Raw genomic sequence first — 13,981 nt, forward strand, 5'->3', positions numbered from 1 at the left:
TCCGCATTCGCGAGCAAGCCCGCTCCCACAGGGGATTTGCAGCGTTTAGGCGGGCGGATTACACCAGGATAGAGGTCCCGGTCATTTCCGCCGGCTTTTCCAGCCCCAGCAGTTTCAGCATGGTCGGTGCCACGTCCGCCAATACGCCGCCTTCACGGACCTTGAGGTCACGCTTGCCGACATAGATGAACGGCACCGGCTCGGTGGTGTGGGCGGTGTGGGCCTGGCCGGTGGTTTCGTCGGACATCTGCTCGACGTTGCCATGGTCGGCGGTGATCAGGGCTTCGCCGCCGACTTTCTCCAGCGCGTCAACGATGCGGCCGACGCAGGTGTCCAGGCATTCAACAGCTTTCACTGCCGCGTCGAACACGCCGCTGTGGCCAACCATGTCGCCGTTGGCGTAGTTGACCACGATCACGTCATAACGTTGGTTTTCGATGGCGTCGACGATGCGGTCGGTGACTTCCGGTGCGCTCATTTCCGGCTGCAGGTCGTAGGTGGCGACTTTCGGCGACGGGATCAGGATGCGCTCTTCGCCCGGGAACGGCTCTTCGCGACCGCCGGAGAAGAAGAAGGTGACGTGGGCGTATTTCTCGGTTTCGGCAATGCGCAGCTGGGTCTTGCCGTTTTTCGCCAGGTAATCACCCAGTACGTTTTCCAGGCTGCCGGGCGCGAAAGCCGAGGGAGCAGGGATGCTGGCGGCGTATTGGGTCAGCATCACGAAGCCGGCCAGTTTCGGCTGACGGCTGCGCTCGAACTCCTTGAAATCGTCTTCGACGAACACGCGGGACAGTTCGCGAGCGCGGTCGGCGCGGAAGTTCATGAAGATTACGGCGTCGCCGTCTTCGACTTTTACCGGCTCGCCAATGGAAGTGGCTTTGACGAATTCGTCGCTTTCGCCACGATCGTAAGCCGCTTGCAGGCCTTCCTGAGCGGTGGCGGCGTTGAATTCGCCCTTGCCGTCGACGATCAGGTTGTAAGCCTGGGCTACGCGATCCCAACGATTGTCACGGTCCATTGCGAAGTAACGGCCGATCAGGCTGGCGATGCGGCCCTTGCCCAGAGCCTGGAAGGTGGCGTCGAGCAGTTCGATCGACGATTGCGCGCTTTTCGGTGGCGTATCGCGACCGTCCAGGAAAGCGTGCAGGTAGATGTTCTGGGCGCCGCGCTTGGCAGCCAGTTCGGCCATGGCGACCAGGTGATCCTGGTGGCTGTGCACGCCGCCATCGGACAGCAGGCCCATGAAGTGCACCGCTTTGCCCGCTGCAACGGCCTTGTCCACGGCGGCGCAGATGGTCGGGTTCTCGAAAAATTCGCCATCGCGGATCGATTTGGTCACGCGAGTGAAGTCCTGGTACACCACGCGGCCGGCGCCGAGGTTCATGTGACCGACTTCGGAGTTGCCCATCTGGCCGTCCGGCAGGCCGACGTCCATGCCGCTGCCCGAGATCAGGCCGTTCGGCACGGTGGCCCACAGGCGGTCGAGTACCGGCTTCTTCGCCGCGAACACTGCGTTGGAGTCAGGGCTGTCGCTGTGACCGAAGCCGTCGAGAATCATCAGGACCAAAGGTTTAGGCGTGGTAGTCATGGAATCCACTCTGGCTTAAGTTAAAAAGGGCGATGGAAAAATGGGAGTGGCAGTTTAAAGCGAAGTTCCGGCCACGTCACCGCCGGACGGGGTTTGGCCCACCTTGGGGGCTGTGTATACTGGCCGACATTTTAATGCCCTGGAACCTCCTTCGATGGTTGCTCACCTGATTGAATTCGCCACCAACCACTACATTCTTGTCGGTATCTTCGTCGTACTGCTGGCTCTGCTGATTGCCTATCAGATGCAAGGCGGCGGCCGCAGCCTGAGCACCGGCGAACTGACCGGGCTGGTCAACAAGGACGCCGGCGTTGTAATCGACATCCGTCCGAGCAAGGACTTCGCCGCCGGTCACATTGTTGGCGCGGTCAACATTCCTCACGACAAACTGGCTGCACGCGTGGGTGAGCTGGAAAAGCACAAGTCCAAGACCATCATCCTGGTGGATGCCATGGGCCAGACCGCCGGCACCCACGCTCGCGAACTGGTGAAGGCCGGTTTCACCGCCGCCAAGCTGTCCGGTGGCGTTTCCAGCTGGAAAGCCGACAATCTGCCGCTGGTGAAGTGACATGAGCCACGTCGTCATCTACTCCAGCGATTACTGCGGCTACTGCTCGCGAGCAAAATTTCTGCTCGAGAACAAAGGCGTGGCCTTCGAGGAGATCAAGGTCGATGGCAAGCCACAGGTGCGCGCCGCCATGGCTCAGAAAGCGGGACGCACCTCCGTACCGCAGATCTGGATCGGTGAGCGCCACATCGGTGGCTGTGATGATTTGTTCGCCTTGGAGCGCAGCGGCAAGCTCGATGCGTTGCTCAAGGCCTGAATTTCCTACCCAATAAAAGAACCAAGATCAGAAAGGATCTGAGATGACTGACCAACAGAACACTGCAGCTAACGAAGAAGAATCCGCACCGCAATTCTCCTTGCAGCGCATCTACGTACGTGACCTGTCCTTCGAAGCCCCGAAAAGCCCGGCGATCTTCCGCCAGCAGTGGGAGCCGAGCGTCGGTCTGGATCTGAACACCCGTCAGAAGGCACTGGAAAACGATTTCCACGAAGTCGTGCTGACCCTGTCGGTCACTGTGAAGAACGGTGAAGAAGTGGCGTTCATCGCCGAAGTGCAACAGGCCGGTATCTTCCTGATCAAGAACCTGGACGCCGCTTCGATGAGCCACACCCTGGGTGCGTTCTGCCCGAACATCCTGTTCCCGTACGCTCGCGAAGCGCTGGACAGCCTGGTGACCCGTGGCTCGTTCCCGGCACTGATGCTGGCTCCGGTGAACTTCGACGCGCTATACGCGCAAGAGCTTCAGCGCATGCAGGAAGCTGGCGAGACGCCAACTGTTCAATAAGCAGTCCTGAGCGTCGCAGCAAGTCCAATGTGGGAGCGGGCTTGCTCGCGAAAGCGGTGTGTCAGTTAACGTTGATGTCGACTGACACACCGCCTTCGCGAGCAAGCCCGCTCCCACATTTGTTATGCGCTGTTACTTGAATCCGTTCTGGCGCCAGGCTTCGTACACGGCCACTGCCACGGTATTGGACAGGTTCAGGCTGCGGCAGCCTTCGCGCATCGGCAGGCGCAGGCGTTGTTCGCCGGGCAGGGCGTCCAGCACCTCTGGGGGCAGGCCGCGGCTTTCCGGGCCGAACAGGAATGCATCGCCGGGGGCGAAGCTGACGTCATGGAACGGCCGCGAGCCCTTGGTAGTGAAGGCGAACAGCCGCGGCTGTCCCAGGCTTTCCAGGCAGCTGGCCAGGTCCGCGTGGCGTTGCAGGGTGGCATACTCGTGGTAGTCGAGGCCGGCCCGGCGCAGGCGCTTGTCGTCCATTTCGAAGCCCAGCGGTTCAATCAAATGTAGGTGGCAGCCGCTGTTGGCGCACAGCCTGATAACGTTGCCGGTATTCGGCGGAATTTCCGGTTGGAAAAGGATGACGTGAAACATGCACGGCTCCGAAGGTAAAGATGAGCGGCATTCTACGCCGCAAGCCGACTCCCGTTCGAAACAATTCCCTCGGGTGTTGGCGTCGCTGGCGATTGTCGGGTTGATGGTGGGGCTGATGATCGGTCGCCTGACCACTCCGGACCCCAGCGAGCTGCAGCAGGTCGAGGTAACGGATGACGGTCTGGTGGTGTGGTTCAACAACGAACCCAAGACCCATGGCGAAGTCGTCGATGGCAGCGTTGCCCTGCTGTTCGAGGCGAAAGGCAAGGCCCAACAGGGCCAGCTCAAGCTCAACGACAGGAGCGTGAACTGGCGGGTGCGTTTGAGTGACGGGGGCTTGTTGCTGACGGCGGTGGCGGCCCGACCGCTGCAGGGCGACTGGGCCGGCAGCGAGGTCGATGACCGCTGGCGACTGGAGATCCATCTCCGGGAGCAATAAAAGAGGGAATCCCCGGCCTGCCTGTACCAAGGTCCCCAAAAAGGGCGGGTTCGCGCACGGTGTCGTGAACCCGTTGTAAAGAGGGAATCCCCGGCCTGCCTGTACCAAGGACCCCAAACCGGCAGGGCTCGCGCATGGCGCTGTGAGCCCGGTGTAAAGTGGAACCCCTGACCTGCCTGTATCAAGGGCCCCAAAACTTTGGGCTCGTCGCTTGTGCGGTGTGAGCCCGGTGTAAAAGAGGGGATTCCCCGGCCTGCCTGTACCAAGGTCCCCGAAACCGGAGAGTGAACTGATTCACTGATGAGACCGTTGCAGGGGGCGTGCCAGTTTTTAACAGGTTGATACAGAAAGCTGCGCATGAGCGTTGAAAGCCCCGTGATTCGGGGCTTTCGGGTTTTTGGGTGATGGGGTTTTGTTGGGTTTGTCGCGGGTTTGGTCGAGGTGTCGGATGCGCGATAGCGGATCAAGGTGCCTTGCTGTGGTGCATGCTGGCCCCAAAAGCATCGCGGGCAAGCCCGCTCCCACAGTGGTCAAGGTGAATCACAGATTGTGTGAACACCAGAGATCCCTGTGGGAGCGGGCTTGCCCGCGATTGGGTGTACCTGTCAGCGATGAACTAAAGGCAGATCAGCCCTCATCCCCCTCATCATCATCCCCACCATCGACCTTCATCCCCAACTCCTTGATCTTGCGCGTCAGGGTGTTACGCCCCCAACCCAGCAAGACCGCGGCATCGCGACGGCGGCCGGCGGTGTGCTTCAACGCGGTCTCGATCATGATCCGCTCGAAGGTCGGCACCGCGCTGTCCAGCAGGCTCGACTGCCCGCGGGCCAGCGCCTGATCGGCCCACTGGCGCAGGGCCTGCTCCCAGTTGGTCACCGGTGCCGAGTCCTGCGGCAGGCTCAGCAGCTCCGGCGGCAGGTCGCCGATGTGCACTTCGCGACCCGAAGCCATCACCGTAATCCAGCGGCAGGTGTTCTCCAGCTGACGCACGTTGCCCGGCCACGGCAGGTTTTTCAGGTATTCCTCGGTCTCGTTCTTCAGCAGCTTCGGCTCGACCGCCAGCTCCTGGGCGGCGCGACTGAGGAAGTGCTTGGCGAGGGTCGGGATGTCTTCACGGCGATCCGACAGGCGCGGGATGTGGATGCGGATCACGTTCAGGCGGTGGAACAAGTCCTCACGGAATTTCCCGGCGTGCACCAGGGTTTCCAGATTCTGGTGAGTCGCGGCGATGATCCGCACATCGACCTTCACCGGCACATGCCCTCCCACGCGATAGAACTCGCCGTCGGCCAGCACCCGCAGCAAGCGGGTCTGGGTGTCGGCCGGCATGTCGCCGATTTCGTCGAGGAACAGCGTGCCGCCGTCCGCCTGCTCGAAACGCCCGCGACGCAGGTTGGCCGCGCCAGTGAACGCGCCTTTTTCGTGACCGAACAGCTCGGACTCCATCAGGTCCTTGGGAATCGCTGCCATGTTCAGCGCGATGAACGGCGAGGCCGCGCGCGGGCTGTGGCGGTGCAGGGCGTGGGCTACAAGCTCCTTGCCGGTGCCCGATTCACCGTTGATCAGCACGGTGATGTTGGAGTGGCTCAAGCGGCCGATGGCGCGAAACACTTCCTGCATCGCCGGCGCTTCGCCGATGATTTCCGGGGTGCGGGTCAGCGCCGGTGCGACTTCCAGGCCTTGCTGTTCCTGGGCGTGCTGGTTGGCGCGCTTGACCAGTGACACCGCTTCGTCGACATCGAACGGCTTGGGCAGGTATTCGAACGCGCCGCCCTGATAGGACGCGACAGCGCTGTCCAGATCGGAATGCGCAGTCATGATGATCACTGGCAGCCGGGGGTGCTGCTCGCGAATCCGTGCCAGAAGGTCCAAGCCGCTGGCGCCGGGCATGCGAATGTCGGAGATGATCACGTCCGGCTGCTGGCGCGCCAGACGGCTCATCACGCCATCGGCGCTGTCGAAGCTCTGGGTGGTCATGCCTTCCTGCTGCAGGGCTTTTTCCAGAACCCAACGGATAGAACGGTCGTCATCGACGATCCACACGGTTTCACTACGGCTCATGTCGATGTGGCTCCTTGTTCCAGTGGCAGAAAGATCGAGAAGGTGGTGTGGCCTGGGTGGCTGTCACACTCGATCAGGCCCTGGTGCTGGCTGATGATGTTCTGGGTAATGGCCAGGCCCAGCCCGGTACCGTCCGGACGACCGCTGACCATGGGAAAGAAGATGGTTTCCTGGAGTTCCGCAGGAATGCCCGGACCGTTGTCGATGATTTCGATCTTGGTCACCAGGCGATGGCGCACGTGGCCGATGGTGAACTGGCGCATGGTGCGGGTGCGCAGGCTGATGCGGCCCAGGCGCAGCTCGTTCTGGCTGCTGATGGCCTGCATCGCGTTGCGCACGATGTTCAATACCGCCTGGATCATCTGCTCGCGATCGATCAGCACGTCCGGAATGCTCGGGTCGTAGTCGCGCACCAACGTGATGCAGCCCTGGCTTTCGGCTTCGACCAGCTGGCAGACGCGCTCCAGTACTTCGTGAACGTTGCACATGGCCAGCGACGGCAGCTTGTTGGAGCCCAGCATGCGATCCACCAGATTGCGCAGGCGGTCGGCCTCTTCAATGATCACGTTGGTGTAATCGCGCAGGCTTTCTTCCGGGAGTTCGCGGGCCAGCAATTGGGCCGCGCCGCGAATCCCGCCCAGCGGGTTCTTGATTTCATGGGCCAGGCCGCGCACCAGCATTTTGCTGGTTTCCTGCTTCGACAACTGCGCTTCTTCCTTGGTGATCCGCAGCAGGCGGTCACGAGGATGGACTTCGAGCAGCAGAAGCGTGTCGCCGCCGCTGAGGATCGGCGTGACCGCGTAATCCACCGTCAGGGTCTGGCCGGTCAGCGCGGTGAGCATGGCCTCGCGCTTGGTGAATGGGTGCGCCTGCTGGACCGCCTGGCGCAGGGAATTGAGGGCTTCGGTGGATTCGGTGAACAGTTCGCTGATGAACTGACCATGGCTGCGCTGGCCGCTGATAGCCAGAAGCATTTCCGCCGCCGGATTCATGTACTCGAGGCGCAACTCGGCGTCGAGCAGGATCGTCGCGGTGGTCAGGTTGTCGAGCAGCAAGCGGTGTAGTGCGTCACTGATGGTCATTCAGGACCTCTTTTGGCGCATGAATAAAAAGCCGATGCGGGGAAAATGCAAAAACCAAACCAAGGCTCCGAAAAGAAGCGCCAAACCCGTGAAACAGGCGTTTGACGCTCGATTGCGTGGCGCTTCGTCGGCTTTCGCGGGTCGTTTCGAACCAAAATGGGTTGCGACGAAAAAATGAGGCGACTATTCGCACCAATATAGTGCGTAAACCAGGGCGGGGTTAAAAGAAGCGCAAAAGAGGATTTTTTTCTTCAACGGGCTTCTCGGCGATGGGGCATTCGGGGCGCTGGCCGAAGTCGTCGAGGGTGCAGGGTTTGGCTTTGCGCTTTTGCGCCAGGGACATGCGCATCATGTGCATCGGCTGATTGGCGGTGCGTTCGACGATTCGGCCCTGTTCATCGAGGATTTCCACGGACAGTTGATGGGTGCCCCGGTCGACGTTGGTCAGCGGGAACACCGGGCTCAGGCCTGGCTCGGCAGTGGGTTGGCCGTCGAGCAGCAGGCGATAGCGATGACCCTTTTGCAGGCCCGGTTCGCTGGTCACGCTGACGATGATCTCCCCGGCGGTGCTGCGTACGGTGGCGTCCGGTTCCGGCACCAGGATGCGCAACATGTCGTAGCGGAACTGCGGTTTTTCCACGGGCTTGTGGGTGGTGGCGAGGGAAGGTGCGATTTCCGGGGCGGGCATCCGATTGCCAGTGCCCAGCGGCACGCGCTTGGCGTTGCCGGGTTTTGGCTGGTCGGTGAACACCCGATTGCCTTCGGAATCGACATAGGTGAAGACCTCCGCCGAAGCGGGCAGGGCGATCAGGCAGGCGATCAGCAGCCAGGCCTTCAAGGCTTGTGCACCCGTTGCACGGTGAAGGTCACGGTGGGGCTTTGCTGAATGACTGTCTCGCCTTCTATTACTTGCACGGCCAGGCTGTGCAGGCCGCGGTCGATATTGACCAGTTGCAGAGCCGGTACGTTGCCCGGTTGACCGTAAGGCTGCTCGTCCAGCAGTAGCCGGAACAGATGTGGGCCTTGCAGGCGCGGTTTGATCAGCACGTTGACGGTGAAGGTGCCGTTGTTGGCTCGCAGGGCTTCGGTGGTGGGCAGGTTGGTGAGTTCCAGGATTTCGTAGACGCCCTTCGATGGTTCTCGGCTCTCGGTGCTGGCGGTTGGCGCAGGATTATTAGGCGCCTGGGGTTCGACGCTGTTGAGCGGCGGCAGGTCGACCGGTTGCGCAGTCACCCCGTCAGGCGGCTGATTGCTGTAGGCGGTGTTGCCGTTGGCATCGGTGTATTTGTAGATCTGCGCTGCGACGGGCAGGGCGATCAGCAGCAATATGTAGAGAAAACCACGACCCATGAGAATGACCGCAAGCGAAAGCGTTGGGTTGCAGCATAGGTCAGGGATGGGGGTTGTCTCAAACCGTTAACACTTGGTCATGAAATACCCAATCCTCCAAACGCCGCAAATCCCCTGTGGGAGCGGGCTTGCTCGCGAATGCGTCCGGTCAGTCGACATCCCTTTGAATGACACACCGCATTCGCGAGCAAGCCCGCTCCCACAGGGTTCTGTGTGTGCCGTTAAATTGCAGGCATAAAAAAGGCCTCCCGAAGGAGGCCTCTTTTTTACGCCGCTTGCGCAGGCGCTACTGGATTAGCAGCTGTAGTACAGGTCGTATTCCAGTGGGTGTACGAAGGTGCGGACCTTGATTTCTTCTTCGCTTTTCAGAGCGATGTAAGCGTCGATGAAGTCGTCGGAGAACACGCCGCCTTTGGTCAGGAACGCACGGCCCTTGTCCAGCTCTTCCAGGGCTTCTTTCAGGCTGCCGCAAACTTGTGGGATCTCTTTGGCCTCTTCAGGCGGCAGGTCGTACAGGTTTTTGTCAGCAGCGTCGCCTGGGTGGATCTTGTTCTGGATACCGTCCAGACCAGCCATCAGCAGAGCAGCGAAGGCCAGGTATGGGTTGGCAGCCGGATCCGGGAAGCGGGCTTCGATACGGCGGGCTTTAGGGCTCGACACGTAAGGAATACGGATCGAAGCGGAACGGTTGCGAGCCGAGTAGGCCAGCATTACCGGAGCTTCGAAGCCTGGAACCAGACGCTTGTAGGAGTTGGTAGCCGGGTTGGTGAAGCCGTTCAGGGCCTTACCGTGCTTGATGATGCCGCCGATGAAGTACAGAGCGGTATCGGACAGACCGGCATAGCCTTCGCCTGCGAAGGTGTTCTTGCCATCTTTCCAGATGGACATGTGTACGTGCATACCCGAACCGTTGTCGCCGTACAGCGGCTTAGGCATGAAGGTAGCGGTACGGCCGTAAGCGTCGGCAACGTTGTGCACAACGTACTTCAGGGTCTGGGTTTCGTCGGCTTTCTTCACCAGGGTGTTGAACTTGACGCCGATTTCGTTCTGGCCGGCAGTCGCCACTTCGTGGTGGTGAACTTCAACGGTCAGGCCCATTTCTTCCAGTGCGTTGCACATGGAGGTACGGATTTCGTGGTCGTGGTCGAACGGTGGAACCGGGAAGTAGCCGCCTTTCACGCCTGGACGGTGGCCTTTGTTGCCGCCTTCCACGTCCTGGTCGGACATCCAGGAACCTTGCTCGGAGTAGATTTTGAACATCGAGCCGGAGATATCGGACTTGAATTTCACCTGGTCGAAGATGAAGAACTCAGGCTCTGGACCTGCGAATACGGTGTCACCGATGGCGGTGGACTTCAGGTATTCCTCGGCGCGCTTGGCGATCGCACGTGGGTCGCGGTCGTAGCCCTGCATGCTCGAAGGTTCGATGATGTCGCAGACCAGGATCAGGGTCGGCTCTTCGGTGAACGGGTCCAGAACGGCGGTTTCGTCGACCGGCATCAGGATCATGTCGGAGGCTTCGATGCCTTTCCAGCCAGCGATGGAGGAACCGTCGAACATCTTGCCGACTTCGAAGAAGTCGTCTTCCAGCGCGTCGCGAGCCGGCATGGTCACGTGGTGCTGAGTACCGCGGGTGTCCGTGAAGCGCAGATCAATCCACTTGACGTCATGATCTTTAATGAGTTGAACCGACTTCGACATACTGTCCTCCGGGGTGGCTTAGGGCGGTAATGGATGCCCTTAAATGTTTGTGATGCCGGCGCGAATACTCTGCCAAGGCAACCTGCCTCACAAGGGAGCAAATTGCATGCCAGTGCCCCAGCATGGGTTTTTTGCCCCAAATTCACGCTTATAGAGGTGTTCGGGCCTTAAAAGCGGAATTTCTCGCCCCTTAATGTGGCGCTGGAAATGTAAAGTGAACCGTTTTGGTGCATGCGAAACCTTCTGCACATTAATTGGTTAAACCTTGAGCAATTTCCGCTATAATCCGCGCCCCCCTTTTTCGGCTGGCCCTGCGCGCGCTGTTTTCATGAAACTAATCGTAAAAGTCTTCCCCGAGATCACCATCAAAAGCCGCCCTGTTCGGACGCGTTTCATCCGTCAGCTGGCCAAGAACATCCGTGCCGTGCTCCGCGATCTGGACCCGGCTGTGGTGGTGAACGGCGTATGGGACAACCTCGAGCTGGAAACCCGCGTCGACGATCCCAAGGCCCTGAAAGAGATGGGCGAGCGCTTGAGCTGCATGCCGGGCATCGCGCACTTCCTGCAGATCGACGAGTACCCGCTGGGCGATTTCGACGACATCGTCGAAAAGTGCAAAGAGCACTACGGTGATGCACTGGCCGGGAAAATCTTCTCCGTGCGCTGCAAGCGCGCCGGCAAACACACCTTCAGCTCGATCGATATCGAAAAATATGTCGGCAGCCAGTTGCGCCGTCAGTGCGGTGCCGCCGGCATCGACCTGAAAAAGCCCGAAATCGAAGTGCGCATCGAAGTTCGCGACCAGCGGCTGTTCGTGATCCACAGCCAGCACAACGGCATCGGCGGCTACCCGCTGGGTGCGCTGGAGCAGACCCTGGTACTGATGTCCGGCGGTTTCGACTCCACCGTGGCGGCCTACCAGATCATGCGTCGCGGCCTGATGGCTCACTTCTGCTTCTTTAATCTGGGCGGACGTGCCCACGAACTGGGCGTCATGGAAGTCGCGCATTTCATCTGGAAGAAGTACGGCAGCTCGCAACGCGTGCTATTTGTCAGTGTGCCGTTCGAGGAAGTGCTGGGAGAAATTCTCGGCAAAGTCGATAACAGTCATATGGGCGTAGTATTGAAGCGTATGATGTTGCGCGCTTCCTCGCAGATTGCCGATCGACTGCACATCGACGCGCTGGTTACCGGTGAGGCGATCTCCCAGGTTTCCAGCCAGACGCTGCCGAACCTGTCGGTGATCGACTGCGTGACCGACAAGCTGGTGCTGCGTCCGCTGATCGCCAGCCACAAGCAGGACATCATCGATACGGCCAACGAAATCGGTACCGCCGATTTTGCCCGGCACATGCCGGAGTATTGCGGCGTCATTTCGGTCAATCCGAAAACCGCGGCCAAGCGCTACCGCGTGGAGCACGAAGAGAAAGAATTCGACATGGCTGTGCTCGAGCGTGCGCTCGAGAATGCCAAGCTGGTCCCTATCGATCGGGTGATCGACGAGTTGGGCCAGGACATTCAGATTGAAGAAGTCAGCGACGCGCTGGCCGGTCAGATCGTGATCGACATCCGCCACCCGGATGCCGCCGAGGATGACCCGCTGGAGCTCGCTGGTATCGAGGTACAAACGATGCCGTTTTATGCACTGAACGCTCGTTTCAAGGAACTGGACCCTACTCGCCAGTACCTGTTGTATTGCGACAAAGGCGTGATGAGTCGCCTGCATGCCCACCATCTGCTCAGTGAGGGGCATGCCAATGTGCGCGTTTATCGACCGAGCTAAGTGCCCGGGGCTGTTTGCCTGTGGCCTGCGTCACCGGCCCCCCGACGCCGCCGTCAAGCTGTAACGGCTTTCACGGACGCTACTGTTAATCGCTGCCAAGACTTGTCAGCACACCGAATCCTCTGATCGAGATACACAAGTGATCGAAAATCTACGCAACATCGCCATCATCGCCCACGTTGACCACGGTAAAACCACCCTGGTAGACAAACTCCTGCGTCAATCCGGCACCCTGGAGCGCAACGAGCTCAACGACGAGCGCGTGATGGACTCCAACGACCAGGAAAAAGAGCGCGGCATTACCATTCTGGCGAAAAACACCGCCATCAACTGGAACGGCTACCACATCAACATCGTGGACACCCCGGGCCACGCCGACTTCGGCGGCGAAGTAGAGCGCGTAATGTCGATGGTCGACTCCGTTCTGCTGCTGGTTGACGCTCAAGACGGCCCTATGCCGCAAACCCGTTTCGTGACCAAGAAGGCTTTCGAAGCCGGTCTGAAGCCAATCGTCGTGATCAACAAGGTTGACCGTCCGGGCGCGCGTCCTGACTGGGTTCTGGATCAGATCTTCGACCTGTTCGACAACCTGGGTGCCACCGACGAACAACTGGACTTCCAGGTTGTTTACGCTTCGGCCCTGAACGGTATCGCCGGTCTGGATCACACCGCCATGGGCGAAGACATGACCGCGCTGTACCAAGCGGTTGTCGACCACGTTCCAGCGCCAGCCGTTGACCGTGACGGTCCTTTCCAGATGCAAATCTCGGCACTGGACTACAACAGCTTCCTGGGTGTTATCGGTGTTGGCCGTATCGCTCGTGGTCGCGTCAAGCCGAACACTCCGGTTGTCGCCATCGACGCCGACGGCAAGCGCCGCAACGGTCGTATCCTGAAGCTGATGGGTCACCACGGTCTGCACCGTGTAGACGTTGAAGAAGCTGCAGCCGGCGACATCGTCTGCATCAGCGGTTTCGACGAGCTGTTCATCTCCGACACTCTGTGCCACCCGGACACCGTCGAAGCGATGAAGCCTCTGACCGTCGACGAGCCAACCGTTTCCATGACCTTCCAGGTAAACGACTCGCCATTCTGCGGTAAAGAAGGCAAGTTCGTGACCTCCCGTAACATCAAGGATCGTCTGGACAAAGAGCTGCTGTACAACGTTGCACTGCGCGTTGAAGAAGGCGACTCGGCTGACAAGTTCAAGGTTTCCGGCCGTGGTGAGCTGCACCTCTCGGTACTGATCGAAACCATGCGTCGCGAAGGCTTCGAACTGGCCCTGGGCCGTCCGGAAGTGATCATTCGTGAAGTCGACGGCGTCAAGCAAGAGCCGTTCGAAAACGTAACCATCGACATCCCTGAAGAATCTCAGGGCAAGGTGATGGAAGAGATGGGTCTGCGTAAAGGCGACCTGAGCAACATGGTGCCGGATGGCAAAGGCCGTGTGCGTCTGGAATACAACATCCCTGCTCGTGGTCTGATCGGTTTCCGTAACCAGTTCCTGACCCTGACCAACGGTGCTGGCATCCTGACCTCGATCTTCGATCGTTACGCTCCAGTGAAGTCGGGCCACATGTCCGGCCGTCAGAACGGCGTACTGGTTTCGGTTGAAACCGGTAAGGCACTGACCTACTCCCTGGAAACCCTGCAGGCTCGTGGCAAGCTGTTCGTAGAACACGGTCAGGAGATCTACAACGGTCAGATCGTTGGTCAGAACAGCCGTGACAACGACCTGGGCGTGAACCCTACCAAGGGCAAGAAGCTCGACAACATGCGTGCTTCGGGTAAAGACGAAACCATCGCTCTGGTTCCACCTGTTCGCTTCACCCTGGAACAGGCTCTGGAATACATCCAGGAAGACGAGCTGTGCGAAGTAACTCCTAAGTCCATCCGTCTTCGCAAGAAGATCCTGGACGAAAGCGAGCGTACCCGCGCTGCCAAGAAAGCCAAGGCCTAATTAGCCCCGGCTGAACGAAAACGCCCCCGGTCGAAAGGCCGGGGGCGTTTTTGTTTGTCTGGGGTTTGTGTGG

13 protein-coding genes are annotated in these 13,981 nt (G+C 59.8%); 6 read left to right on the top strand and 7 right to left on the bottom strand.

Annotated elements, in window-relative coordinates:
• Positions 1–58 precede the first annotated feature (58 nt).
• Entirely contained in the window at positions 59–1,588 is a 1,530-nt protein-coding gene (gpmI, locus tag K9857_RS25525) for a 2,3-bisphosphoglycerate-independent phosphoglycerate mutase (protein WP_224540552.1), read from the bottom strand.
• 154 nt (positions 1,589–1,742) lie between these two features.
• Here gpmI and K9857_RS25530 point away from each other — a divergent pair, with 154 nt between their 5' ends.
• The 3 genes from K9857_RS25530 to secB are packed head-to-tail and all read left to right on the top strand — an operon-like array spanning position 1,743 to position 2,941.
• On the top strand, positions 1,743–2,156 hold the full coding sequence (locus K9857_RS25530; RefSeq protein WP_224540554.1) for a rhodanese-like domain-containing protein: 414 nt from the start codon (positions 1,743–1,745) through the stop codon (positions 2,154–2,156).
• Position 2,157: 1 nt separating this feature from the next.
• The gene (gene grxC, locus K9857_RS25535; protein WP_224540555.1) at positions 2,158–2,412 is read left to right on the top strand and encodes a glutaredoxin 3; all 255 of its coding nucleotides are present in this window, start codon (positions 2,158–2,160) and stop codon (positions 2,410–2,412) included.
• A gap of 43 nt (positions 2,413–2,455) precedes the next feature.
• On the top strand, positions 2,456–2,941 hold the full coding sequence (gene secB / locus K9857_RS25540) for a protein-export chaperone SecB (protein WP_224540557.1): 486 nt from the start codon (positions 2,456–2,458) through the stop codon (positions 2,939–2,941).
• 132 nt (positions 2,942–3,073) lie between these two features.
• Here secB and trmL read toward each other — a convergent pair whose 3' ends face one another.
• Entirely contained in the window at positions 3,074–3,529 is a 456-nt protein-coding gene (trmL, locus tag K9857_RS25545; RefSeq protein WP_224540559.1) for a tRNA (uridine(34)/cytosine(34)/5-carboxymethylaminomethyluridine(34)-2'-O)-methyltransferase TrmL, read from the bottom strand.
• Here trmL and K9857_RS25550 point away from each other — a divergent pair.
• Entirely contained in the window at positions 3,528–3,968 is a 441-nt protein-coding gene (locus K9857_RS25550) for a hypothetical protein (protein WP_224540561.1), read from the top strand. The genes trmL and K9857_RS25550 overlap by 2 nt on opposite strands.
• 627 nt (positions 3,969–4,595) lie before the next feature.
• Here the strand turns inward: K9857_RS25550 and ntrC are convergent.
• The 5 genes from ntrC to glnA all read right to left on the bottom strand — a co-directional run bounded on the left by ntrC (position 4,596) and on the right by glnA (position 10,165).
• Positions 4,596–6,032 carry a nitrogen regulation protein NR(I) gene (ntrC, locus tag K9857_RS25555; protein WP_175376559.1) on the bottom strand — a complete coding sequence of 479 codons (1,437 nt, stop codon included), beginning with the start codon at positions 6,030–6,032 and terminating at the stop codon, positions 4,596–4,598.
• Positions 6,029–7,114, bottom strand: coding sequence for a nitrogen regulation protein NR(II) (gene glnL, locus K9857_RS25560; protein ID WP_224540563.1), 1,086 nt, complete (start codon positions 7,112–7,114; stop codon positions 6,029–6,031). Before glnL ends, ntrC begins: the two co-directional genes overlap by 4 nt.
• Before the next feature lie 220 nt (positions 7,115–7,334).
• Positions 7,335–7,952 carry a DUF4124 domain-containing protein gene (locus K9857_RS25565; RefSeq protein WP_224540565.1) on the bottom strand — a complete coding sequence of 206 codons (618 nt, stop codon included), beginning with the start codon at positions 7,950–7,952 and terminating at the stop codon, positions 7,335–7,337.
• Entirely contained in the window at positions 7,949–8,464 is a 516-nt protein-coding gene (locus K9857_RS25570) for a DUF4124 domain-containing protein (protein WP_224540567.1), read from the bottom strand. Before K9857_RS25570 ends, K9857_RS25565 begins: the two co-directional genes overlap by 4 nt.
• A gap of 294 nt (positions 8,465–8,758) precedes the next feature.
• Positions 8,759–10,165, bottom strand: coding sequence for a type I glutamate--ammonia ligase (gene glnA, locus K9857_RS25575; protein ID WP_224540570.1), 1,407 nt, complete (start codon positions 10,163–10,165; stop codon positions 8,759–8,761).
• A 328-nt stretch (positions 10,166–10,493) separates the two neighbouring features.
• On the opposite strand from glnA, the gene thiI reads away from it, so the two are divergent.
• Positions 10,494–11,948, top strand: coding sequence for a tRNA uracil 4-sulfurtransferase ThiI (thiI, locus tag K9857_RS25580; protein WP_224540572.1), 1,455 nt, complete (start codon positions 10,494–10,496; stop codon positions 11,946–11,948).
• A gap of 139 nt (positions 11,949–12,087) precedes the next feature.
• Complete coding sequence (gene typA / locus K9857_RS25585; protein WP_224540574.1) at positions 12,088–13,908, top strand: translational GTPase TypA; 1,821 nt, start codon at positions 12,088–12,090, stop codon at positions 13,906–13,908.
• Positions 13,909–13,981 lie beyond the last annotated feature (73 nt).

The organism is Pseudomonas sp. REP124 (assembly GCF_020164475.1).
GTDB lineage: Bacteria > Pseudomonadota > Gammaproteobacteria > Pseudomonadales > Pseudomonadaceae > Aquipseudomonas.